General features: G+C 59.8%; 19 protein-coding genes. 13 read left to right on the top strand and 6 right to left on the bottom strand.

Going from position 1 to position 22,980, the window contains the following annotated elements; translation table 11 throughout:
- The 7 genes from JMA46_RS02380 (at position 1) to JMA46_RS02350 (ending at position 7,333) form a co-directional block, all read left to right on the top strand.
- Positions 1 to 1,308: an alpha-L-fucosidase gene (locus tag JMA46_RS02380; protein ID WP_207343693.1), complete on the top strand. Its 1,308-nt coding sequence runs from the start codon at positions 1 to 3 to the stop codon at positions 1,306 to 1,308.
- Entirely contained in the window at positions 1,305 to 1,619 is a 315-nt protein-coding gene (locus JMA46_RS02375; RefSeq protein ID WP_207343692.1) for an L-rhamnose mutarotase, read from the top strand. The genes JMA46_RS02380 and JMA46_RS02375 overlap by 4 nt, the downstream gene beginning before the upstream one ends.
- Positions 1,616 to 2,584, top strand: coding sequence for an aldo/keto reductase (locus JMA46_RS02370; RefSeq protein WP_207343691.1), 969 nt, complete (start codon positions 1,616 to 1,618; stop codon positions 2,582 to 2,584). The genes JMA46_RS02375 and JMA46_RS02370 overlap by 4 nt, the downstream gene beginning before the upstream one ends.
- Entirely contained in the window at positions 2,577 to 3,479 is a 903-nt protein-coding gene (locus JMA46_RS02365; protein WP_207343690.1) for an amidohydrolase family protein, read from the top strand. The genes JMA46_RS02370 and JMA46_RS02365 overlap by 8 nt, the downstream gene beginning before the upstream one ends.
- A gap of 218 nt (positions 3,480 to 3,697) precedes the next feature.
- Positions 3,698 to 5,263: a sugar ABC transporter ATP-binding protein gene (locus tag JMA46_RS02360; protein WP_207343689.1), complete on the top strand. Its 1,566-nt coding sequence runs from the start codon at positions 3,698 to 3,700 to the stop codon at positions 5,261 to 5,263.
- On the top strand, positions 5,263 to 6,285 hold the full coding sequence (locus JMA46_RS02355) for an ABC transporter permease (RefSeq protein WP_207343688.1): 1,023 nt from the start codon (positions 5,263 to 5,265) through the stop codon (positions 6,283 to 6,285). Before JMA46_RS02360 ends, JMA46_RS02355 begins: the two co-directional genes overlap by 1 nt.
- 64 nt (positions 6,286 to 6,349) lie before the next feature.
- On the top strand, positions 6,350 to 7,333 hold the full coding sequence (locus JMA46_RS02350; protein ID WP_207343687.1) for an ABC transporter substrate-binding protein: 984 nt from the start codon (positions 6,350 to 6,352) through the stop codon (positions 7,331 to 7,333).
- Between the two features lie 153 nt (positions 7,334 to 7,486).
- On the opposite strand, the gene JMA46_RS02345 is transcribed toward JMA46_RS02350, so the two are convergent.
- Positions 7,487 to 8,158, bottom strand: coding sequence for a FadR/GntR family transcriptional regulator (locus JMA46_RS02345; RefSeq protein ID WP_207343686.1), 672 nt, complete (start codon positions 8,156 to 8,158; stop codon positions 7,487 to 7,489).
- Positions 8,159 to 8,333: 175 nt separating this feature from the next.
- Complete coding sequence (locus JMA46_RS02340; RefSeq protein WP_207343685.1) at positions 8,334 to 12,572, bottom strand: alpha-L-fucosidase; 4,239 nt, start codon at positions 12,570 to 12,572, stop codon at positions 8,334 to 8,336.
- A 315-nt stretch (positions 12,573 to 12,887) separates the two neighbouring features.
- Here JMA46_RS02340 and JMA46_RS02335 point away from each other — a divergent pair, with 315 nt between their 5' ends.
- From JMA46_RS02335 to JMA46_RS02320, 4 genes are all read left to right on the top strand, one after another.
- Positions 12,888 to 13,685: a (Fe-S)-binding protein gene (locus JMA46_RS02335; protein ID WP_207343684.1), complete on the top strand. Its 798-nt coding sequence runs from the start codon at positions 12,888 to 12,890 to the stop codon at positions 13,683 to 13,685.
- Positions 13,682 to 15,226, top strand: a complete 1,545-nt coding sequence (locus JMA46_RS02330; RefSeq protein ID WP_207343683.1) for a LutB/LldF family L-lactate oxidation iron-sulfur protein — start codon at positions 13,682 to 13,684, stop codon at positions 15,224 to 15,226. Before JMA46_RS02335 ends, JMA46_RS02330 begins: the two co-directional genes overlap by 4 nt.
- The gene (locus tag JMA46_RS02325) at positions 15,223 to 15,858 is read left to right on the top strand and encodes an LUD domain-containing protein (RefSeq protein ID WP_207343682.1); all 636 of its coding nucleotides are present in this window, start codon (positions 15,223 to 15,225) and stop codon (positions 15,856 to 15,858) included. The genes JMA46_RS02330 and JMA46_RS02325 overlap by 4 nt, the downstream gene beginning before the upstream one ends.
- 141 nt (positions 15,859 to 15,999) lie before the next feature.
- Positions 16,000 to 16,509, top strand: a complete 510-nt coding sequence (locus JMA46_RS02320) for a DinB family protein (RefSeq protein WP_207343681.1) — start codon at positions 16,000 to 16,002, stop codon at positions 16,507 to 16,509.
- 16 nt (positions 16,510 to 16,525) lie between these two features.
- On the opposite strand, the gene JMA46_RS02315 is transcribed toward JMA46_RS02320, so the two are convergent.
- Positions 16,526 to 18,007: an MFS transporter gene (locus tag JMA46_RS02315; protein ID WP_348770026.1), complete on the bottom strand. Its 1,482-nt coding sequence runs from the start codon at positions 18,005 to 18,007 to the stop codon at positions 16,526 to 16,528.
- A 73-nt stretch (positions 18,008 to 18,080) separates the two neighbouring features.
- On the opposite strand from JMA46_RS02315, the gene JMA46_RS02310 reads away from it, so the two are divergent.
- Both JMA46_RS02310 and fdhA read left to right on the top strand, forming a co-directional pair.
- Positions 18,081 to 18,560 carry a MarR family winged helix-turn-helix transcriptional regulator gene (locus JMA46_RS02310; RefSeq protein WP_207343680.1) on the top strand — a complete coding sequence of 160 codons (480 nt, stop codon included), beginning with the start codon at positions 18,081 to 18,083 and terminating at the stop codon, positions 18,558 to 18,560.
- 190 nt (positions 18,561 to 18,750) lie between these two features.
- Positions 18,751 to 19,962 (top strand): formaldehyde dehydrogenase, glutathione-independent, encoded by a 1,212-nt coding sequence (gene fdhA / locus JMA46_RS02305; protein WP_207343679.1) that lies wholly within the window; start codon positions 18,751 to 18,753, stop codon positions 19,960 to 19,962.
- Positions 19,963 to 20,024: 62 nt separating this feature from the next.
- Here fdhA and JMA46_RS02300 read toward each other — a convergent pair whose 3' ends face one another.
- The 3 genes from JMA46_RS02300 to JMA46_RS02290 form a co-directional block, all read right to left on the bottom strand.
- Positions 20,025 to 21,437 carry a stealth conserved region 3 domain-containing protein gene (locus JMA46_RS02300; protein WP_247646972.1) on the bottom strand — a complete coding sequence of 471 codons (1,413 nt, stop codon included), beginning with the start codon at positions 21,435 to 21,437 and terminating at the stop codon, positions 20,025 to 20,027.
- A 287-nt stretch (positions 21,438 to 21,724) separates the two neighbouring features.
- Positions 21,725 to 22,147 (bottom strand): hypothetical protein, encoded by a 423-nt coding sequence (locus JMA46_RS02295; RefSeq protein WP_207343678.1) that lies wholly within the window; start codon positions 22,145 to 22,147, stop codon positions 21,725 to 21,727.
- A 64-nt stretch (positions 22,148 to 22,211) separates the two neighbouring features.
- The gene (locus JMA46_RS02290; RefSeq protein WP_348770025.1) at positions 22,212 to 22,907 is read right to left on the bottom strand and encodes a TetR/AcrR family transcriptional regulator; all 696 of its coding nucleotides are present in this window, start codon (positions 22,905 to 22,907) and stop codon (positions 22,212 to 22,214) included.
- Positions 22,908 to 22,980: the final 73 nt, after the last annotated feature.

Below are 22,980 nucleotides of genomic sequence, written 5' to 3'. Positions count from 1 at the left end.
ATGCCATCCCAGGTACATGTTGACCATGCTCCGTGGTTCACGGAGTCCAGGCTTGGAATGTTTGTGCATTGGGGACTTTATGCATTGCCGGCCAGGCATGAATGGGTCATGAGCTTCGAGCGCACCAGTGTGGAGGACTACGCTGCGTACTTTGAGCGCTTTGACCCTGATCTTTACGATCCACGCGAGTGGGCCAAGTCCGCCAAGGCCGCTGGGATGGAATACGTGGTGCTGACCACCAAGCACCACGAGGGGTTTTGCCTGTGGGATTCGGCGTTGACGGACTACAAAGCCACCAATACCCCAGCTGGCCGGGACTTGCTGGTTCCGTACGTTCAGGCTCTTCGTGAAGCCGGACTCAAGGTTGGCTTCTACCATTCCCTCATTGACTGGCACCACCCGGACTTCACTATCGATGACATCCATCCGCTGCGGGACGCACCCAACGTGGAGGAGCTCAACGCCAGCCGTGACATGAACGTCTACCGGGAGTACCTGCATGGGCAAGTTCGGGAACTGCTGACCAACTACGGCAAGATCGACTACCTGTTCTTTGACTTCTCATATCCTGAGGGGCCCATGGCCGTCAGGTACCCGGGCAAGGGTAAGGAAGCCTGGGGCTCGGTGGAGCTCGTGGACATGATTCGAGAACTGCAGCCCGGCATCATCATCAACGACCGGCTGGATGTTCCCGGCGACTTTGTCACCCCTGAGCAGTACCAGCCAACCGGCGCCATGATGAGCGGTGGCAAGGAAGTGCCATGGGAGGCGTGCCAGACTCTCAATGGCAGCTGGGGCTATGACCGTGACAACATGGATTACAAGTCCGTGGAGTTGTTGGTGCGCATGCTCATCGACGGCGTCGCAAAGGACGGGAACCTGCTGCTGAACGTGGGGCCCACGGCCCGCGGCGAGATTGATCCGCGTGCCTCCGCCACCCTGACTGGCTTGGGGGAGTGGATGCGCGCCCATGGACGGTCAATCCGCGGGGCGCACAGCACAAGCCTCGTGCCGCCAGCGGACTGCCGCTTTACCCGCTCCGGGAACCGGCTCTACCTTCATCTTTTCGCCTGGCCACTGAAAGTGGTGCACCTGCCCGGGCTGGCCGAGCACGTCAGCTATGCCCAGTTGCTCAATGACGCCTCTGAGATTGTGATTGAAAAACTGGATCCCGCACAGCTTGCCATCAATACGCGGCCGGGTGGCCAGCCCGCAGACACCTTGACACTTGTGCTCCCTGTCCAGCGCCCCAACGTGACGGTACCCGTCATCGAACTGTTCCTCAACGATGAAAGTGAGTTGGCATGAGCCAGAAAATTGCCCTGCACACACGTCTGAAAGCTGGCAAGGAGGCGGAGTACGACTCCGTCCATGCCCGCATCAGCGATGAGCTGGATGCCGCCCTGCGCGCCGCAGGCGTTACCGGATGGAACATTTGGCGCAGCGGACGCGAACTTTTCCACGTGGTGGAGGTGGCCGACTACCAAGCCATGCGCAAGGAACTTGCCACCAATCCGGTCAACATCGCCTGGCAGGCCGTCATGGCCGAACTGCTCGAAGTTGAAGACGACTACTCTGGTGACGACATGGGCCTGGCGAAAGTGTGGGAACTGCCATGAGCCTTCCTGAACTGGGCCGGTTGGGCTTCGGTGCCGCAGGCATCGGCAACCTGTACCGCGCCATGGACGACGACGTTGCTGCCGCCACCTTGGCAGCAGCCTGGGACGCAGGCCTGCGCTATTTCGACACCGCACCTCACTACGGGCTGGGTTTGTCGGAGCGCCGCCTCGGTGCATTCCTCGCCACCAAGCCCCGTGACGAATTTGTGATTTCCACAAAGGTTGGCAGGCTCTTGGAGCCGGCGGAGAACGTCGAAGGTGCCCGGGATTCGCAGGGCTTTGATGTGCCGGCAGACACCGTGCGGCACTGGGACCCCTCCGAAGCTGGGATTCGCCGCAGCATTGAGGACTCCCTTGAGCGCACAGGCCTGGACCGCATCGACATCGTCTACCTGCACGACCCCGATGTTTACGACCTCGAAGCAGGCATCAACCAGGCACTGCCCGCGCTTGAAAAGCTGCGCGAAGAAGGTCTGGTCAAGGCAATTGGCGTGGGCTCGAACTCCGCGGACGCCCTGGCAGAATGTGTGGCGCGTGCCGACATTGACGTGATTATGCTGGCTGGCCGCTACTCACTGTTGGAACAGCCGGCTGCCGCAGATCTGCTGCCGCTGTGCCTGGAACGCAATGTTCAGGTGGCCAACTGTGGTGTCTACAACTCAGGCCTGCTGGCCCGGCCGGTGGTGCCAGATGACGCCCACTACAACTATGAGCCCGCCCCGGCGCACGTTCTGGCCCGCGCCAAGGCACTCGCTGCCTGCTGCGATGAATTCGGCGTGGAGTTACCCGCGGCTGCCCTGCAGTTTGCGGTGAGCCACCCGGCGGTCTGCACTGTGGTGGTGGGCGCCTCCAACGCAAAGCAGATCAAGCAGACGGCTGAACGCATGGCCGCCGTTATTCCAGCAGGCTTGTGGCCGGCATTGGTTGAGCGTGGCCTTTTGGATGAAAGCCTCCTTCATGTCTAGCTGCGCGTCCGACGCCGGTCGGGACGATGACGCTGTTGCCGAGAGGTTGGGAGCAGCAACGTTGCGCATCGACTCGCATCTGCATGTGTGGAAGCCCGCTCCAGGTCAATATTCGTGGCTGACACCGGCCCATGGGGTCCTCTACGACACGTTTACACCGGAACAGGCCCGGCAGGCACTTTCGGTGGCCGGGGTGAGCCAGGCGATCCTGGTGCAGGCAGATGACACGGCCGCCGACACTGAAGCGATGCTGCACGCGGCCGCAGCCAATGACTGGATTGTTGGAGTGGTGGGTTGGCTGCCGTTGGAAGATCCAGCTGCCACTGCGGATTTGTTGGAAAAGTGGACGGCCAGCCGGGCGTTTTGCGGGGTGCGCACCTTGATCCATGACAATCCACGGCCCGACATTTTGGAGTTGGAGTCCGTCAGGAAGTCTCTGACCCTGGTAGCGCAGGCCGGGCTCCCGTTTGATGTTCCTGACGCTTTTCCCCGTCACCTCGGGCAGGTGGCCGACCTGGCCCGTGCGCTGCCGGAACTTACAGTGGTTGTTGACCATCTCGGCAAGCCACCGCGAGGCGGTGCACCGGAGTCGATGAAACTCTGGGCGCAACAGCTGCGCGACGTGGCTTCGCTGCCCAACACGGTGGCAAAAGTATCCGGGCTGCATACCGACGCGGCAGAATTTTCAACAGCAGCACTGAACAAGGTCTGGGAGACTGCGCTGGAGGCGTTTGGCCCGGCACGGCTGATGTTTGGCGGAGACTGGCCGGTGAGCCTGCTTGGTGCCAGCTACGGGGATACCGTGGGCGTCCTGTCCGCCTTGATCAACTCGCTGGAGTCCACGGATGCACAAATGGTTTGGGCTGGAACGGCGCAGCGTACGTACCGTCGGTAACGGTTTCGTAAACATCGGATGTATTGGCACCAAACAAGTGTGTTTGTGTTTTAAATAAAATAACATGATGGAAGTCACGTTCGCCGGAAGCCCCGATGTACATGGCTAATGCCGGATATTTCACGAATTAGTAGAAGTATGCAGTTTTCGGTCAATGGCGAATGGCTTCAAAAGAGGTCTGATGTCGGATCATTTTGAATGAGGCTTGGAAGGACAGCATGAGTAAGAAACTTCTTCGGATATCCGGGGTGAACAAGAGCTTTCCGGGGGTCAAGGCGCTCTCCGAGATGCAGTTGGATCTCGGTCACAACGAGGTTTTGGCACTAGTTGGCGAAAATGGCGCCGGCAAATCCACGCTCATGAAGCTGCTTTCAGGTATTTACGTGCCGGATTCGGGCACCTTTGAAATCGACGGTGACCAAGTGGTCATCAACGGCACCAAGCACGCCCAGGAACTGGGCATCAGCATCATCCACCAGGAATTCAACCTGATGCAGGATCTGACCGTGGCCCAAAACATCTACATTGGCCGCGAGCCCCGCATTGGCGGGGTCTTCCTGAGTGAGCGCGCGCTGAACCGCAAGGCCCGCCTGCTGTTCAACCAGATCAACATTGATCTTGATCCCAAGGCGCGCGTCGGCGATTTGACGGTTGCCAAACAGCAGATGGTGGAAATTGCCAAGGCGCTCTCCTACAAATCACGCATTCTGATCATGGATGAGCCCACCGCTGCTTTGAACGACGCTGAAGTGGCCACCCTCCATGATTTGATCCGCAACTTCACGAATGAAGACACCGGTGTCATTTACATCTCGCACCGCATGGATGAGCTCAAGGCCATCTCAGACCGCATCACAGTGATTCGCGACGGTCAGTACATCGACACCGTCGACACGGCCAGCACCACCATGCGCGAAGTCATCAACTTGATGGTGGGCCGCGAAATTTCCGGCAACCAGCGTCCGGAAACCCATGCGCCAACGGATGAAGTTGTCCTGAAGGTCACCGGGCTGGAGACGAAGGACTTCCTGCGCAACATCAACTTCGACCTGCACAAGGGCGAAATCCTTGGTTTCGCCGGGCTCATGGGAGCAGGACGCACCGAGATCGCACGTGCCATTGTGGGGGCCGACCGCATCTCGGCCGGTTCCATTGAGCTCAATGGCAAGGTCGTGACCATCAGCAACCCTGCAGTGGCAGCCAGCATGGGCTTGGGCTATCTGTCCGAAGACCGGAAGCATTTGGGCCTCTTGCTGGAGCGTGACGTCAAAGACAACATCGCACTGAGCTCCTTGAAGATGTTCTCGCGCATGGGTGTGATCAATGACAAGGCCATGAAGTCAACGGCCACCACCTACATCGACAAACTGCGCATCAAGACCCCGTCCAGCGCACAAATCGCCAAGAACCTCTCCGGAGGTAACCAGCAAAAGATCGTCATTGCCAAATGGCTGGTCAAGGACTGCGACATCCTGATCTTTGACGAGCCGACCCGGGGAATTGACGTTGGCGCCAAGGAAGAGATCTACGCGCTGCTCAATGACTTGGTGGCACAAGGCAAGTCCATCATCATGATCTCTTCGGAGTTGCCGGAAGTGCTGCGGCTCTCGCACCGGATTGCCGTGATGAGCGAGGGCAGGCTCACCGGCTTCCTGTCCAATGAGGATGCCAACCAGGAAAACATTATGGAATTGGCTACTCAGAACATTGAAAGTGCCGTCTTGACACCCCTCCCACCGTCCAGCGCGCAGAGCGCCTCAAAGCAAGAAAGCACGGCAAACTGATGACACTGACCAAGGAAGATGCGCAATCCGCCACGGTTGCCAGCTACAAAAAATCAGAACTCAACACCCGGATTCGGGCCAGTTTCCAGCAGTTACTTGCGTTTGCAAGCCTGTTGGCGTTGGTGCTCTTCTTCTCCGTGGCCAGCTCAAACTTTTACCAAGCGGCTAACCTGTCCAATATTCTGCTGTCCACAGTGGTAACGGGACTTTTGGCATTGGGAACCACCTTTGTCATCATCACCGGCGGCATCGACCTGTCCATCGGAACGGGCATGACCTTGTGCTCGGTCATGACGGCCTACTTTATGACCCAGTTGGGCCTGCCCATGATTGTGGGCGTGCTCGGCGGCGTGCTGTTCGGTGTCCTCATTGGTTGTACCAACGGCTTCTTCGTTGCGGTGCTGAAGATCCCCTCATTCATCGCCACACTGGCCATGATGATGGTAGCTGCCGGCCTGGCCCTGGTCATCTCCGGCACGAAGCCGATCTACACCAACGAAGTTGAGGGCTTCCAGTCGATCTTTGCCCTGGGCAAGTCGATCCCGGGCCTGGTCGTCCCCAATGCCGTCTTCATCTTGTTCGCTGCCGCCATCGTGGCGGGAGTGGTGCTGTCCAAGACCGTCCTTGGCCGCTACACGTACTCCATCGGCAGCAACGAACAGGCAACGGCCCTCTCCGGTGTCAACGTGACCAAGTGGACCGTCATGATCTACACATTTGCCGGCGCCTTCACCGGGCTGGCCGGCGTCATTGCCGCAGCCCGCCTCAACTCGGCACAGCCCGCAGGTGGCATGGGCTTGGAGCTTCAGGCGATTGCCGCCGTCGTCATTGGCGGAACGTCACTGGCTGGCGGCAAGGGCTCCATCATCGGCACCGTCATTGGTGCGCTGATCATGTCGGTGCTGACCAACGGCCTGTCCATCATGTCGATCCCGCAGGAATGGCAGCAAGTTGCCGTCGGCGTGGTCATTATCCTCGCCGTCTACCTGGACATGGTGCGACGCAAAAAAACCGTCAAATAGTTTTTCAAAAACCGCGGTCCCCGCAACAGATTTGTCCAATTGTTTATACAAAGGAGTAAGACCCATGCAAAGAAGAAAATTTCTCGCCCTGGCTTCGGTGGCTGCAGTATCCCTGGGCCTTGCAGCCTGTGACACGGAGGCCGCTGCGCCTGCCGGTGGTGGCGCCAGCGCCGGCGGCAAGCCGTATATCGCCATTGTCTCCAAGGGCTTCCAGCACCAGTTCTGGCAGTCAGTGAAGCAAGGCGCGGAAAAGGCAGCCAAGGAATTCGATGTTGAGATTTCCTTCGAAGGCCCTGACAAGGAAACCAACGTTCAGCAGCAGATGGACCAGCTGAACAACGCCATGGCCAAGAACCCCCAGGCACTGGCCTTGGCAGCTTTGGATTCCAAAGCCGCAGAAGGCGTACTGCAGGATGCCAAGGCGAAGAACATCCCCGTCATTGCCTTCGACTCCGGTGTTGATTCCGACATCCCCATTGCCACTGCGTCCACTGACAACAAGGCTGCTGCCGCTGAAGCTGCAAAGCACATGGCGGAACTGCTCGGTAACAAGGGCGCGATTGGCATCATCAGCCACTCCCAGACGGCCACCTCAGGCACCGACCGTCGCGATGGCTTCGTGGACTACATGAAGGCCAACGCACCGGACATCAAGATCGTTGACGTGCAGTACGCGGACGGCGACCAGGCCAAGTCCACCGATGCCGCCAAGGCCATGATGACTGCCAACCCGGACTTGGCAGGCATGTACGGCACCAACGAAGGCGCAGCCATCGGCATTGTCAATGCTGTCAAGGAGATGAGCAAGACCGGCAAGCTGGTCATCGTCGGCTTCGACTCCGGTAAGGCCCAGATGGACGCCATCAAGGACGGCCTCATGGCTGGTGCAGTCACCCAGAACCCCGTGGGCATCGGCTACGAGACGGTCAAGGCCGCCGTTGCCGCCATCAAGGGCGAAAAGGTTGAGAAAGTCATCGACACCGGCTTCTACTGGTACGACAAGACCAACATCGCCGATCCCAAGATCGCCGCGAACCTGTACGAGTAGGCTTCACTGGACCGGCCCGCACCGATGGCAGGAGAACACGTTCGCGTGTTCTCCTGCCATCGGTGCGGGCCGGTTTCGTTTAAGCACTAGCCTGCTAAGGATTATCCCAAGCACGACGGCGCCCAGCGCGCCTGTTGCTGCGTGTGGCGGGGCCTAGAGCGCCTGCCGCAGCCAGTGCTCTACGCCACTGATGTGAACAGTCACCAGGGCCCTGGTGAGTTCAATGTCGCCGCGCTCCAGCGCTTCGATGATGGCCGCATGCTCCGAGAGAGTGCGGTCCACAGCTTTTTCCTGGGTGAGGCCACGCCAAATACGGGCACGGACAGTGCTGCTTGACAGTGAGTCCAGCACACTCTCCAAGTAGGAGTTGTTTGCGGCTGCCGTGATCAGTCCGTGGAACACAAGATCGTGCTCAACCAGGGATTCAACGCTGGTTTGCTCATCAATGTTGTCCATCGTGGCACGCAGGGTGGCGATTTGTTCCGCGGTGATGAGCCTTGCGGCTGTGGCTGCAGCCGCAGGTTCAAGCATGCGGCGGACCTCAAAGATCTCCAGGATGGTTTCATCCTGATGCAGGTCCACAATGAACGTCATGGCCTCCGTAAGCAGCTTCGGCTCCAAACTGGTCACGTAGGTGCCATCGCCGCGACGCACATCCAGGACACGTATGATCTCTAACGCTTTGACGGCTTCCCGCAGTGAACTCCGGGAAAGGCCCAGCTTCTCGCTGAGTTCCTTCTCGGGAGGCAGCCTATCTCCTGCGGCGAGCTCTCCGGAAATGATCATGTCCTTGATCTTGGTGATTGCTTCGTCTGTTACGGCCATACCAACAGTCTAATGGTCTGATGTTTGCTTTGCTGGGTGTGGCGCTCCGGCAGCAACGGTCCATCCCGTGAATCATGTCGACGGCGGCGTCTCGGCTACGGCGTTAAACAACTGTGCCCGGCACCTCAGAGGCACCGGGCACGGCCTTTATTCAGTTACTCATTTTGCAGTCGAACTAGGCGCGCTTGCCACGGCGGCGGACCACCACGACGAAGACCCCGCCGGCGATCAACAATGCCAAAGCCAAGAAGAGGCTTGATGTGGCATTGGCTCCCGTGTGGGCTAGATCGTCCTTCGTTGTTCCGGCCCCTGCAGCAGCCCCGGACTTGGTTGTTGCAGACGCAGTTGCGGAGTTGCTTGCAGTTGCGCTGGTCGTTGCCGTGCTTGTGGCATTTGCGGCAGCGGTCACCGTCAGCGAGATGCTGACTGTGGCACTCTCCCCAGCGTTGTCAGTGCCGGTGATGATCACTGCGTGCGCACCAGCCGGAACCGTTTCAGGCACCTTCGTGGTGAGGGCTACGCTCCCGTCCGTCGCGACAGTGGAGGTACCCAGCACAACGGGATCTGAATGCAACGTGAACGTCGCAGTGCTGCCCGACTTGAAGTTCTCGCCGGTGATTGTCAGATCAGCACCTGCTGCCACTGTTGTCGAGCTCAGCGTACCTGAAGGCTCCTCCGCCGCCGGAGGGGTGGTGGCATCAGGAGTAACCGTAGCAGTAGCAGTGGGCGTCTCCGTGGGTGTTGCCGTAGCCGTAGCCGTAGCCGTAGCCGTAGCAGTCGCTGTGGGCGTCACTACGGCCGCGTTGACTTTGAGGGAAGCTAAAGCTGAACTTGCTCTCTGAGTGGCAACGATGGTGAAGTCTCCTGCCGAGGTATCGGCCGGAATCGTGACGGTCAAAGTGGCGCTGCCCTGGGCATCGGCGGTTGCCTTGCCCAAGTTGATTGCACCAGGGCGCAATTCAACAGTGACGTCCTGACCGGGAGTGAAGCCAGTCAACGTGAGTTTGTTGGTTTCTCCGGCAGTTACGGTACCAGTCTCCACTGTGACGGTGGGAGTGGCAGGTGCCATGCCCTCGTCAACTACCCAGCCCTGATCAGCGCGCTTGGCGAAGTTGTCCGCCAAGGACTTTCCGCCGATCAATGCAGGTGTGCCGGCGCCATAGGTGGTGACAGTGATGGGTGCAGCAGCGGTGCCGTAACCCCAGAATGGGGTGTCGGACGCTGCACAGTCAGTGCCAGCCTTGAAATGAATGGCTGCACTTGTGGCGATTTCAGTCTGACGGAATTGTTCCATCGAGTTGAAAGGCCTGGCCTCTGTGCCGATCCCTGCCACAGGGGCCTTACAGTCAACGTAGAGGTCCATGAGGGGGGCCGGAGCCGCTGCCAAGGTTTCATACAGGGAAACGTTGGCGAAGAACGCGGGCGTCCGCGTGCCCTTCACTGTGACACGGAATTCCTGTGCAGTGGTGGTGTTGAACTTCAGGATGCGCAGTACGCCGACGGTGCCGGCTTCGGTGACCTTCGTCCACACTCCATTGACCTTTGCTTCAACAAGAAAGCCATCCACGTTCTGTCCGTGATTCAAAACATCTTCAGACAAGGCGATCCGGTCAACAGCCTTTGCCGAGCCCAAATTGATTTCGAAGCTCTGGCCAGCAGCCAGACCCTGCGTTGCAGAAGAACGGAAGTTCCCATCGGTGAGCAGTGCCGAAGCCTCGCCGTTGACGGAAACCGGCTGGCCCAAGGCGTGGTCCTGGCTAAATGCCTTTGCCCGTTCGGTGGTGAAGCCAGCCAAAGCCGTATTGGAGGATTCCGCGAACTTGCCCGTTGTGGTGGGCGGAACGTTGAGCAGCAGCACCGCGTTGCGTCCAGCCGAGTCGTGGTACTTGCCAAGCATCTCGGTCGGTGACTTTGGTGCATCATTCGGGTGAGCGAACCAGCCCTGGGTCAGCTTCATATCTGCTTCGCCCGGCCACCAGTGCAGGCTGTTGGCCGCGCCGGTCTTGACAGCTGTAAGCATCGACTTGGTGGAACCAAGGCTCGCATTGCCGTCCGGGGTGATGGCTGAAATCTTGCCGCCGTCGTCCGGTGTTTTGACAGGAAGCACGCCCCACTCGTTGTCGCGGGCGGTTCCCTGCTCATTGCCGATCCACTTGATGTCATTGCCGCCCACAGCCACTAGGGCGTGCGGCTGCAGCTTGGAGATCATGTCGTAGAAGGCGGGGTAGTCGTAGGTTTCGTGCTTTGCCGTGTTGCCTTGGGCACCGTCAAACCACACCTCGTCAACCTGGCCGTACTGGGTGAGAATTTCATAGAGCGTGTTCAGGAAGAAGGAACCGTAGTCGGTTGCCTGGTACTTGAACTGGGGAAGGTCCTTGCCTGCGCGGTCGTCGCCGGCAACGAGGGTTGGGATGGTGCGCTCGCTCTTGGCGCTGCCGTTGCCGAAAACACCGTCAACCTCCTGGTTGGAGTCGGCGGGGGACATGTACAGGCCAACCTTCATGCCGTACTTGTGCGCTGCCGTGGTAAATTCCTTCACCACATCGCCCTTGCCGCCCTTCCAGGGGGAGGAAGCCACCGTGTAGTCGGTGTAGCGCGAAGGGAAGGACATGAAGCCGTCGTGGTGCTTGACGGTCAGGACTGCGTAGCGGAATCCATTGTCGCGCAGGGTTTTGACCCAGCTGTCGGCATCAAAGTCAGTGGGATTGAAGCGAGCAGGATCCTCGGTGCCGTGGCCCCATTCCTGGTTGTAGAACGTGTTGATGCCAAAGTGGACGAAGGCCGTTTGGCGGGCTTCCTGCCATTCGAGCTGGGGCACTGTGGGGCGGACCAAGGCGGACTTGGCCAGTACGTTGGCCTCGCAGTCGCCTGTGCTGACCGAAACGTAGTTGGCCGGATCAATCAGGAGTGGCTCACAAACTTCAGGTTCGGCCTCGACCAGTTCCTGGTACTTGATTGCTGCGGCGTCGTAGCCGGCGGTCAGGGCGGCAAAACGGGTCTTGTCCAGCGTGCCCTTGAACGTGCGGGTGTTGCTGGCTTCCTTGACTTCTGCGCCGAAGCTGACGGTGGAGGTTGCGCTCTGGTTTTTGACGGCCTGAGCGCCCTTGAGGGGGGTCAGGAGTTTCCCGTCCATGCCGGCGATGAGCTCGGCAGTACCGTCGCTCTTGGGCACATACACCATGGAGAAGGTGTGGGCCTTGTTGACCTCGGGAACCGGAATGGTTTCAGCGACGGTCACCCATTTGCCGCTGGCGTTGGAGCTGAAACCGTACTCGAACCCGGTGGCACTGTTGGTGTAGCGGGCAAACAAGTTGCCGCCCACGGCAATGACCGTTCCTTGGGCTACCTGGGTTCCCGACGGCGTGAAGACAGCTTCGGCCACGAATCCCTTGTTCAGAGCCGCTGTGCCCAGCGGGAAGTCGCCCGCCGTGAAATCGAGTCCTTGCCCGGCTGGTGTCAGCGTGGCCACGCCGTTGGCGATGGTTTCTGTGCCGGCGCGCCGGGCCAGTGTCCCGGCCATAACCTCGCTGCTGGACGGGGTGTATTGGTTGGCGTTGAGCGTGCCGTCGTAGGTGACGTCCAGCAGGTCAGTCGACGCTGGACGCGGCTGGAATTCAAAGTCTGCGGCGTTGAAGGCAGTTGCTGCCTTGGCGAGACGGACCTCGTGGAGGGTGCCGCTAAAGCCGCGGGTGGTTGCCTGGGCGTTCACTTCATAACCAAAGCCAAAGACCGAGCCCAGATTGGCTCCGTTCTTCGCTGGAGAAGCGCTTGTCACGGTAGGCAACGCAACGCCGTCGAGCATTACCGTGAGCGTGGCGCCGGAGGCTGTGGGCAGGTAGTGGAAGGAGAGAGCATGCTCATTGTTCAAGGCAGGGTATGCCACTGATGCCTTGTTTGACGTCCACTTCGCACCGGCAAGGGAGTCGAAACCATAGCGAAGCTCGTCTGCCTGTGCACGGATGTAGAAGTTGCCACCGGCAGAGAAGATCGTGGACATGTCAGCTGCGCCCGTGGGTGTGAACTTTACTTCGCCCATGAATCCCTGGTCGGCCGTGTCGGCCCCGGTGGTCATGTCCGTGGGTGCATAGCGGAGACCTTGGGTGCCCCCGGCGAGCTTGACGCCTGAAAGGGGCACCTGCTCTTCGGCCCCGCTGACGCGCTGGAGCACGCCGTGCATGATTTCATCGCCCGTGGTGGTGTAAGCGCTGGTGCCGACCAGTGAGCCATTGAACCCCACGTTCAACGAGTCGCTGGTTGCGGCCTGAGCGGCCAGTGCCGGCACCAAAAGTGTGCCGATAAGGCCCGCTGCCGCCAGGCTGGCGAGTGCCGTGGTTTTGAGGCGCTTCTGTGGCGAGGCTGGGCGCCGTCGCCGGCCTTCGCCTCGCGATTCAACGCCAATACTGGGTAAGACCATGAAATGAATACTCCCTTGTAGTCGTAACTTCCCCGAAGTCGCAGCCCGCCCATAACGGGAGGCAGCCATCTCCCCATGAAACATCGGATGATTAGAGTCCAATTTAGTGGTACGAAGTGAGATAACCCACTATTTATTGAATGTTACGGCGAACAACAGCATCTTTCTGCGTGTTGTCAGCTCCACGGCAGCCCTTGTTTGAGTAAACATCTGATGTAAGAGCGTTGGTCAATAACAAGAGCGCGCGGCCCAAGAACCTTCGTTCAGTGGTGTGGTCAGTCCACACAGGAGCGTTTTTGCTCTACAGTGGGAAGCATGAAAATTGCGCTCTTTGCCACGTGCATCGTCGATGCCATGTATCCGCGCACTGCCCAAGCGACAGTGGCCCTCTTGGAGCGGCTCGGTCACGAGGTTGTCTTCCCTGCCGGACAGGCGTGCTGCGGGCAGATGCATGTGAATTCCGGCTATTTCAAGGAAGCCCACACGGTGGTGGCCAACCACGTGAAGGCCTTTGACACCGACGACTACGACGTCGCCGTGGCACCTTCGGGCTCCTGTGTTGCCAGTGTGAAGCATCAGCATGAACTGGTGGCGCGTCGCTGCGGGGATGCTCCCCTTGAAGAGCGGGCTGCGTCCGTGGGAGCTAGAACATATGAACTGTCCCAACTTTTGACCGATGTTCTGGGAATTACGGACGCGGCTGCTCAGCTCGGCTCCTACTTCCCGCACAAGGTCACGTACCACCCCAGCTGTCACGGTATGCGCCTGCTGCGACTTGAGGACAGGCAGCTGAATCTGCTCAAAAGTGTCGGTGGCATTGAAATGGTGGAACTGCCCGAGGCTGACCAGTGCTGCGGCTTCGGTGGCACCTTCTCCATGAAAAATGCAGACGTTTCGGCGGCCATGAACCAGGACAAGGCAGCAAACATTTGTGGCACTGGCGCTGAGCTGTGCTCGGGAGGGGACGCCAGTTGCCTCATGCACATAGGCGGTGGGCTCTCCAGACAGGGCAGTGATGTAGGTACGCTGCATTTCGCGGAGATTCTTGCCAGCACGTTGGAAAACCCCGTAACGGTCACCGGCGGCGTCACATTGGCAGGGAGCAAGCGATGAGCAACACTTTTCTGGGCATGCCCGCACTTCCCGTTTTTGGCCACGGCAACCTCAACGCTACCGAACCATTTCCCCAGGCCGCGCGCAGGGAATTGGCCAATACCCAGCTTCGCGCCAATTTGGGCCACGCAACCCACACCATCAGGGACAAACGCCTGAAGGTGGTGGCGGAACTTCCTGACTGGGAACAGATGCGCGACTCCGGCAGTGCCATCAAGGACGCCACCATGGCAAACCTGCCTGGCATGCTGGAGGCTTTCGAGGCCAATTTCACCCAACGCGGCGGCATCATCCACTGGGCCCGGGATGCCCAGGAGGCCAACGAGATTGTCACGGCGTTGATCCGCGAAACCGGTGAAACTGAAGTGGTCAAGGTCAAGTCCATGGCCACCCAGGAAATCGGTCTCAATGAATACCTTGAAGAGCAGGGCATTGCCGCCTATGAAACCGACTTGGCCGAACTCATTGTGCAGCTGGACCATGACAAGCCCAGCCATATTCTGGTCCCCGCCATTCACAAAAACCGCAGCCAGGTCCGCGAGATTTTCCTGCGTGAAATGCCGGGCGTGGACCCGCTCCTCACGGATGAGCCGGCACGTTTGGCCGAGGCCGCCCGCAAGCACCTGCGCAAGAAATTCCTCACAGCAAAGGTGGCTATCTCCGGCGCCAATTTTGGTTTGGCGGACACCGGCACCCTGACCGTGGTGGAATCCGAAGGCAACGGGCGCATGTGCCTGACGCTGCCGGAAACGCTGATCACCGTCATGGGGATTGAAAAACTTCTGCCCAGCTGGAGTGACCTTGAAGTGTTCATGCAGTTGCTGCCCCGGTCCTCCACCGGTGAACGCATGAACCCCTACACGTCCTTGTGGACCGGGGTAACCCCCGGTGACGGCCCACAAAACGTCCACTTGGTCATGCTGGACAATGGCCGCACCGCCGCCTTGGCTGACAAAATGGGCCGCACGGCGCTGAACTGCATCCGCTGTTCGGCGTGCATGAACGTCTGTCCTGTCTACGAACGCACCGGTGGACACGCCTATGGATCCACTTACCCCGGTCCCATCGGTGCCATTCTTTCCCCGCTGATGACGGGCATCAAGAGCGAGGAAAACAACTCGCTACCGTATGCCTCCTCATTGTGTGGAGCGTGCTTTGACGCCTGCCCAGTGAAAATCAATATCCCGGAAATCCTTGTGCACCTGCGCGGTGAGGACATTGATTCCCAGCGTGCAAAAATCAAGGTCCCTACCCAGATGGACTTGCTGATGAAGGGTGCCGAGTGGGCTTTCTCCAGCGGCACAAAGCTGAACCTGCTGGAACGCGGACTGCCGTTGGGCAAGCTCGCTGCAGGACGCGACAAAGTCATCAAGAAACTCCCCGGCATCGCTGGCGGTTGGACAAAAACCCGGGACATTCCAGCCCCGCCAAGCCAGTCCTTCCGGCAGTGGTGGGACAAGGAGCACACGCCGGGCACCGCCGTCGTGCCTGGAATGACGCCGGGGAACAGTGCCGAAAACAGCGAAGGGGAGCAGGCATGAGCGCCCGCGAAGACATCATGGGCCGGATCAAGTCGGCCCTGCGAGATGCCCCGGAAACTCCGGTGGTGCCGCGCGAATATCGGCGCAGCTCGAACATGAGCGCTGAGCAGCGTTTGGAGCAGCTGGTTGACCGGCTAGAGGACTACAAGGCCAACGTGTTTGTGACGCCGGCCGCAAAGGCTCCGGCGAAGCTGGCCGAACTACTCGCTGGCAGTTCCTCGATTGTGGTCCCGCACGGCTTGCCGAAGGAATGGCTTGCCGAACTGACGGACGACGCCGGGTCGTTGGCGGTCCACGTTGACTCGCCTGAGCGTCGCCTCACCGTGGCGGAACTGGACGCTGTGGACGCAGTGGTGACAGCTGCCGCAACAGCTGTTTCCGAGACGGGAACCATCATGCTTGACGGCAGTGAGGACCAAGGGCGGCGCATTATCTCGCTGGTTCCCGACCGACACATCTGCCTGCTGCGCGCTGGTGACATTGTGGAGGTGCTGCCCGAGGCGATCGCCCGTCTGGAAGCAACCCGGCCGCAGACGTGGATCAGCGGGCCGAGCGCCACGAGTGACATTGAGCTGGAACGTGTCGAAGGTGTCCACGGCCCGCGCATCCTTGATGTCATCATCTTGACGTAGCCCGGCGGCGCGAACCACCGGTGTTCGCGAATCCATACTGCAGCTCCTGCGCGTGTTTCACTCGGGCACCCGCAGGAGCTGCACTATGAACGCCGGTGTGCGGGGTTCCCAAGCCGAGGTCATAGTGGAAGCATGGCCAACATGAAAACTTCAGAGTTGTGGGAAGATTCGTTTGGCCGGATCGGCACCATCGTTGCGGCCGTCTTGGATGGGTTGGAGCCGGAAAAGCTGAATTGGCGCCCGGCAGAGACGGGGAACTCCATCGCGTGGCTGCTGTGGCACCTGTGCCGTGCCCAGGATGAGCAGGTCGCGGACGTTGCCGGTACTGAATCCGTGTGGACAGCACAGGGTTACGCCGAACGGTTCGGGTTCGATTTAGACCCTGCAGATACTGGCTATGGGCACTCTCACGCGCAGGTTTCCGCGGTGCAGCTGGATTCCACTGAACTGCTGCGTGAATATCACGAGGCCGTGCTGGATCGGAGCCTGAAATTTGTGCGCCAGCTAGACGGCGCAGCACTCGACAGAATCGTGGATAAGCGCTGGAACCCGCCCGTCACACTGGGTGTGCGGCTCGTCAGCATAGTTGATGACTGTATCCAGCACGGCGGGCAGGCCGCCTATGTGAAGGGCCTGCCCGCCGTGAAATAACTCGAGACGCCAAGCGTCAGGCGACGGGCATGCGCTCCTTGACGGCCGGCGTCGTGCTGACGGCATGTGCCTTCATGGAAGACGCGCCGTGGACTGGTGCCGCTCCGCCGGTGGGGATGAAGGCGGCCAGCGCGGCCGATGCCACAGCGGCACCGATCGCGATGATGAACGTTATCCGGAAAGCGTCCATGGTGGGAAGCTCGTAAGGGCCCAGCTGCATGGTCATCGAGGCCAGCACCACACTGATGACGGCGGCCGAGCTTGAGGTTCCGATGGAACGCATCAAGGAGTTCAATCCGTTGGCTGCGGCGGTCTCGGTGATCGGCACGGCGCCCATGATCAATGCGGGCATGGCGGCAAAGGCCAAGCCCAGGCCGCCGCTAATGATCATGGAGGCGAGGATGATTTCCCACACGCTGCCATTGAGCAGCAATGCCACCACATAACCGGCGGCAATGACGAGTGCGCCGCAGGTCAGGGTCACCTTGGGGCCACGGCGAGCCGAGAGCTTGGCGGAGACGGGGGAGAGCACCATCATGACGAAGCCGCCCGGTGCCAAGGCAAGGCCGGCCTGAATCATAGTGAGCTCGAGACCGTACCCGGTTGCCGCTGGTGCCATAAGCAGCTGGATGAAGATCAAGGACATGCCATACATGGCGAAGCCGATCATCACGGAGGAGAGGTTCGTCAGCAGCACCTTGGGACGTGCGGAAACGCGAAGGTCAACCAAGGCTTCCTTGGTCCGCAACTGGTAGGTGCCCCAGATCAGGAGTACCACCACTGACGTGGCGAACATGCCGATGGTCAAGGGGCTGCCCCATCCCCATTCCGAGCCCTTGGTCACCGGGACCAACAGCGCGACAAGGCCCACGGCCAATCCGGCTGCACCTAAACCGTCGAAGCGGCCCGGCGTGCAAACTGGGGATTCAGGCAGGACGAACGCGACGAGCAGTGCGCATGCCAAACCCAGCGCGGCGGCAACCCAGAAGAGCATGTGCCAGTCAGCCGTTTGCGCAATGAAGGCTGAAAGCGGAATTCCGATGGCCCCGCCAACACCCATCGTGGCACTCATGGTGGCGATGGCCGGGCCCACCTTCATGGGCGGAAGCTCGTCGCGCATGATGCTGATGCCCAGCGGTATGGCACCCATTGCCAAGCCCTGCAATGCGCGGCCAACCACGACTATGGTCAGCGAGTCGCTGAGCGCGCACAGCACTGACCCGACCACCATGGCCAGCAAACTCAGGATGAGGATGCGGCGCTTGCCGAACATGTCGCCGAGCCGTCCGCTGATGGGCGTGACAACGGCTCCCGCCACCAAGGTCGCTGTAATGGCCCATGACGCGTCGGTGGTCGAGGCGTTCAGGAACTTGGGCAGTTCCGGGATCAAGGGGATGATCAAGGTTTGCATGAGCGAGACGACTATGCCACAAAACGCCAAGGTGGTGACAACCATCCTTGGTGTGGGCGTGCGGGTTGGATTTTTACTACTGAACACCGGGCTCCTGATGACGTCAAAACATTTCTTATGTATGATGCAATATATATGTATCATACATAAGAATGGTGGAATGGGAACTGTGCTACACGAAACGAACGTGCTTGGGCAACTCGAATATGAACTCATGTTGCTGGCTCGCTATGCCCTTCGCCCACAGCACCGGCAAGACGAGGTGCTGGACCGTTCCGCCATGGTCCTGCTGAGTCGGCTGGAAAATGTGCCGCCCATGACGCTGAAGGAACTCTCGTGTGCGCTAAGACTCGATGGGTCCACCGTGCATCGCCAGTCCGCGGCACTCTTGCGCGCCGGATTGTTGGATTATGCCCCGCGTGACGGCGGTGAGGTGGCACGCCGAGTCATGCCCACCTTGGCCGGAACCGCAGCCCTGGCCAACACTCGCAGCATCTACGAGCAAGGGCTGGAGGGTGTTGTTCGCGATTGGCCCGCTGAGCGGCGTTCGCAGCTTGTGGGCATGCTCCAAGCCTTCAACAAGGAAGTGGAGCGGCTTGAAGGCGCCCTCTGGCCGCGGTCCGAGGAAACTGCAGGGTAGGGCCTTATGGCCCCTTACATATCAATTCTTCCCAATCTAGACTTGCCTTAACCCCACTTTGTGGCACCATCATCCGGTGGAGCCGCGCTCTACGGAGAATTCCGCGGCAGACGGGCGGGGTGTTTTCTCGTTGCAATTGAGTGCGCCAACTGACGCTCTCTGAACTGACTGGAAAGGCTGCAAATAAATTATGTCCGGAAACAAGGCAGTTGCATACAAGAGCCCCGGTGTTGTTGAAGTCATCGACATCGACTATCCAACCTTTGAACTCAAGGATGGGCCGGGTGTCAACCCCGCCAACGTGGGGCGCAAGGTGCCCCACGGCGTCATTCTGAAGACCGTAGCCACCAATATCTGCGGATCAGACCAACACATGGTGCGAGGCCGCACCACAGCACCGGCGAATCTGGTCCTGGGTCATGAAATCACTGGAGAAGTGGTTGAAGTGGGCCCGGATGTTGAATTCATCAAGGTCGGCGACATTTGCTCGGTCCCTTTCAATATTGCTTGCGGACGCTGTCGCAACTGCAAGGAGCGGAAAACCGGCATTTGCCTGAACGTGAACCCCGACCGCCCCGGAAGCGCATACGGCTACGTTGACATGGGTGGCTGGGTTGGCGGTCAGGCGGAATACGTGCTGGTTCCGTACGCCGACTGGAACCTGCTGAAGTTCCCGGACCGGGACCAGGCGCTGGAGAAGATCATGGACTTGACCATGCTCTCCGATATCTTCCCCACTGGCTTCCATGGAGCGGTCTCGGCAGGAGTGACCGTGGGCTCCACGGTGTATATTGCCGGGGCCGGACCCGTGGGGCTGGCCGCAGCCACATCGGCGCACCTGCTCGGTGCAGCCGTGGTCATTGTTGGTGACATGAACGCCGACCGTTTGGCTGCGGCCCGTGCGTTTGGTTGCGAGACGATCGACCTGTCGGATGGCGAGCCGGGTCCGCAGATTGAGCAGCTGCTCGGCATTCCCGAGGTCGACTGTGCCGTCGATGCTGTGGGCTTTGAGGCCAAGGGGCACGGCCACGGTGCCAGCGAGGCACCGGCAACCGTGCTCAACTCGCTCATGGACATCACGGCGGCCGGTGGTTCCCTGGGTATCCCAGGACTCTACGTCACCGGTGACCCGGGCGGCATTGATGCGGCTGCGCAGAAGGGTTCGCTGTCGCTGAGCCTGGGCACTGGCTGGGCGAAGTCGCTTGCCTTCACCACGGGGCAGTGTCCGGTCATGAAGTACAACCGGGGCTTGATGATGGCGATCCTGCACGACAAGGTGCAGATCGCCAAGAACGTCAACGCCCAGGCCATTACCTTGGCTGACGCACCGCGTGGCTATGCCGAGTTCGACGCCGGGGCGGCCACGAAGTACGTGCTGAACCCCAACGGCTATCTGGACTAGCTGAAAGAGCCTCGACTGGCTCGACCACCTGAGGGACGGCGGTCGAGCCAGTCGTGCGCTGCCTACTTTTCCCAAGGCGCCTTGAAAGGAAAGTACTTTTCGAGGAACTCCGTGACTTGCTCGCGCCGTTGCTCCGCCGTAGCATCACCGGCGCTGCCGTCATTCAAGCACAGGAAGTCTGCATTCCTCCGGGCCAGCACCGGGGCCAAGGAAGCCAGACCGTCCGTGCTGGTCGTGTCGACATATACACCCTTGCCGTCGGCATGCACGGCCGCGCGCCCGGTCAACAGCGCGTAGTAGTGGTAGAGGGAGTTGGTGACGGAAATATTTCCGGCTGCCCGGAACGTGCTGGCTGCTGTGGCGGCGAAATCAGCGGCAAATTCCTGTTCCAGCTCAGCCAGGACGGACCGCCGCAGTGGTGCGGCGCTGTGCTCGAGGTGGCGGGTGGTGAACACGCCGAAATGATCCCACAATAGGCGACGGTTGACGCGGGCCGAGTTTTCAAAGCCGCTGCGTTCAACATCGCTTTCCCCCAAGCCAATGCGGTTGGGGGAGAGCATGAAGCGGGTGATGCCCCCTGGCGTGAAGAACAGGTCCGGCGACAGTGGCCGAGCAAAAAACATGTCGTCGTTGGAATATAAGAAGTGCTCGGCGAGTCCGTCGATGTGGTGAAGCTGTGATTCCACCGCCATGGAGTTGTGCGTGGGCAGCACCGACGGATCGGCGAAGTGCTCATCGCTGCGCACAAGAGTGACCTGGGGATGCTCTGCCAGCCAAGGGGGAGCTGTCGAGTCGGTGGCAATAAAGATGCGCCGGACCCACGGGGCAAACAAGTGCACTGAGCGCAATGCGTATTTCAGTTCGTCCAGATGCCGGAAGCGGGAGTCATGGTCATCGCCATCACCCAGGACCGCCCCGGCTTCAAGCTCACGACGCGCCGTTTGGTAGGACACGCCGCTACCGTCAATCCAGGAAAAAACCATGTCAATGTCGAAACGGATGTCAAAGACATGATCTACGAACATGCTCTCGATGCTTGGCCAGCTGTGTCCATATAACTCCACGGTGCGCGGCGCTGCCAAGCGTGGGTCGATGCTGCGTCGGGTAAGTGAGTTCTCGATCGGTAGGTCGATGCGTTCAGGGGTAAATATCCACAACTCAATTTGGACACCCCACGCTGCGCCGTAATATAACCCACCAAGAGGTTCCACGCGCGGTCGGAAGAGTCTGAAGATCCGAGTGGAAGATGACTTGCTCAGACTGCCATCAGCCAAAAGAATGGTGGACTTCGTCGTATCAATGCTCCTTGCGTAGAAAGGCTCGTGGGCAAAAGCTGTAGTCAGAGCCAGTTCGAGCTTCCCTCGCAGGGCTGCGTCGACGGCAAGGACCGGGCGTGCATCATTGCCACGGACAAGAAGATACTCAATGGAGTACGAATCCAAGACGTCACGAACAGCCAGCAGATCAGCAAGCATTGCCCCATGCGGCGTGACGGGGTTCTTGCTCGAAGCATTGTTGAGAAGTGCTAGCCGCCCGCGGCGCATGACCACATCGTTTCGCGAAAAGATGGCTGCCCCACGAGACGAAAGGGACTCGGTTCGGGGCACGGATGGCGGCACGAGGGACTCCTACGGGCTGGGGGCGAAGGTGACTGATTTTCCAGCACTGCAGTGAGCCTATCGCGTGGGAACTTGTCCGAGCTTGAAGGGGGTCTGGGCCAAAAAGGTGCAGACCAAAATACAAGGTTACGACGGGCCTGGCGTCAGTTGCTGCGTGAGCGGCGCTTCCGGTTGAAGATCAGCGATACGGCAATGCCGGCTAGCCAAAAATCCTTCGCCATGGCTGTGCCTGCCGGCGTGGGTCGGATGCTGTCGGGTTCGGTCATGCCGGGCGACTTGATGTAGGTGGCCAACAGGCCGCTGGAAAATACGGCCAAACCCATTCCAGCCATTCTCGTGGGGATGAAGGGCGCCAAAATAAGGCAGCCTAGGGCAATCTCCGAGTAGCTCAAGTATTTGCCGAATTGTTCCGCCTTCAGGTCTGCAAATTGAGGGATCACTCGTTGCGCCGCGCTTTGCAGACCACCGGCCTGCTCCGGGGTCAGGCTGAGCTTGCCAATGCCTGAGTTGAGGATGAAGGCTCCGGAGACAAGGCGAAGTGATGCGTTGCTGATGCTGAATCCCATGGTGAATCTCCTGCTGGTTCTGAGGACGTTTGTGCTTCAGCCTAGGGTTGTCAGCCCTGTGTGGCTAGTGCAGACCAGCGGTGGCTGCGCCCATCTCGGCACTGACTCCTGCCGCAAGGCCCTGGATCAGCGCCTTGAGTCCCATGTCAAAGGCGGCGTCGGCGTTGTTCGCGCCCGCAAGGTTGCCGCGGCGGGCGACGGCGGCGCTGAAGTTGGGTGAATGCGGCACCTGGGTTCCGGCGTCGAAAATATTTGTGGGCGCATTGACGTCATAGGCCGACCCATAGATGAATGATTCAAGAGCGACGATCGCATCGATGATGCGTTCCGCTGGCCAGCCGGCTGTCAGAAAACCTTGAGTGACGGCCTCATACATGGTGATGGTCCTAGGCGCATCCGTCACCGGCAACAAGGCAATGACAGGGATGAGCGGCAGATGAGAGGCAAAAACTTGCCGGTAGGAGTGCGCCCACATACTGACCGCTGTTTCCCAGGGTTGGTTGGAAAACGCTGAAACATCCACCCGCCCCATGAGGTGGTCCTCCACGAGCAGCAACACATCCTGTTTGGAATTCACGTGGTTGTACAGGGCGGAAGTCGCCACGTTCAAGGATTTAGCCAGCGCTGCCATGGTCAATCCCCTGTAGCCGGAACGCCCAATCAGCTTCAGTGCAGCCGACGTGATCCTTGCCGAGCTGAGGAGCGGCTGCGGCGGCCGGCCGGCCGGGCGACGCAGTTGGCGCATTGAAGACTCGGTCAAGCGTGTTCCCTCCCTCAGCGCTGCCAACGCAACAATTTTCGTCTCGCCTCTTTACATAGGGCTGTGATGCCAG

The organism is Arthrobacter sp. E3, assembly GCF_017353415.1.
Classification (GTDB): Bacteria; Actinomycetota; Actinomycetes; order Actinomycetales; family Micrococcaceae; genus Specibacter.
The sequence above is the reverse complement of the archived record's forward strand: the minus strand, read 5'-3'. Positions and strand labels throughout refer to the sequence as shown.

Bases quoted from the DNA above. Each gene is read 5' to 3' on its own strand.
- JMA46_RS02325 (WP_207343682.1), top strand. From the start codon at position 15,223: ATGAGCGCCCGCGAAGACATCATGGGCCGGATCAAGTCGGCCCTGCGA.
- JMA46_RS02335 (WP_207343684.1), top strand. From the start codon at position 12,888: ATGAAAATTGCGCTCTTTGCCACGTGCATCGTCGATGCCATGTATCCG.
- JMA46_RS02340 (WP_207343685.1), bottom strand. From the start codon at position 12,572: ATGGTCTTACCCAGTATTGGCGTTGAATCGCGAGGCGAAGGCCGGCGA.
- JMA46_RS02300 (WP_247646972.1), bottom strand. From the start codon at position 21,437: ATGCTTGCTGATCTGCTGGCTGTTCGTGACGTCTTGGATTCGTACTCC.
- JMA46_RS02355 (WP_207343688.1), top strand. From the start codon at position 5,263: ATGACACTGACCAAGGAAGATGCGCAATCCGCCACGGTTGCCAGCTAC.
- JMA46_RS02360 (WP_207343689.1), top strand. From the start codon at position 3,698: ATGAGTAAGAAACTTCTTCGGATATCCGGGGTGAACAAGAGCTTTCCG.
- JMA46_RS02370 (WP_207343691.1), top strand. From the start codon at position 1,616: ATGAGCCTTCCTGAACTGGGCCGGTTGGGCTTCGGTGCCGCAGGCATC.
- JMA46_RS02345 (WP_207343686.1), bottom strand. From the start codon at position 8,158: ATGGCCGTAACAGACGAAGCAATCACCAAGATCAAGGACATGATCATT.
- JMA46_RS02310 (WP_207343680.1), top strand. From the start codon at position 18,081: ATGGGAACTGTGCTACACGAAACGAACGTGCTTGGGCAACTCGAATAT.
- JMA46_RS02330 (WP_207343683.1), top strand. From the start codon at position 13,682: ATGAGCAACACTTTTCTGGGCATGCCCGCACTTCCCGTTTTTGGCCAC.
- fdhA (WP_207343679.1), top strand. From the start codon at position 18,751: ATGTCCGGAAACAAGGCAGTTGCATACAAGAGCCCCGGTGTTGTTGAA.
- JMA46_RS02375 (WP_207343692.1), top strand. From the start codon at position 1,305: ATGAGCCAGAAAATTGCCCTGCACACACGTCTGAAAGCTGGCAAGGAG.
- JMA46_RS02320 (WP_207343681.1), top strand. From the start codon at position 16,000: ATGAAAACTTCAGAGTTGTGGGAAGATTCGTTTGGCCGGATCGGCACC.
- JMA46_RS02365 (WP_207343690.1), top strand. From the start codon at position 2,577: ATGTCTAGCTGCGCGTCCGACGCCGGTCGGGACGATGACGCTGTTGCC.
- JMA46_RS02350 (WP_207343687.1), top strand. From the start codon at position 6,350: ATGCAAAGAAGAAAATTTCTCGCCCTGGCTTCGGTGGCTGCAGTATCC.
- JMA46_RS02295 (WP_207343678.1), bottom strand. From the start codon at position 22,147: ATGGGATTCAGCATCAGCAACGCATCACTTCGCCTTGTCTCCGGAGCC.
- JMA46_RS02380 (WP_207343693.1), top strand. From the start codon at position 1: ATGCCATCCCAGGTACATGTTGACCATGCTCCGTGGTTCACGGAGTCC.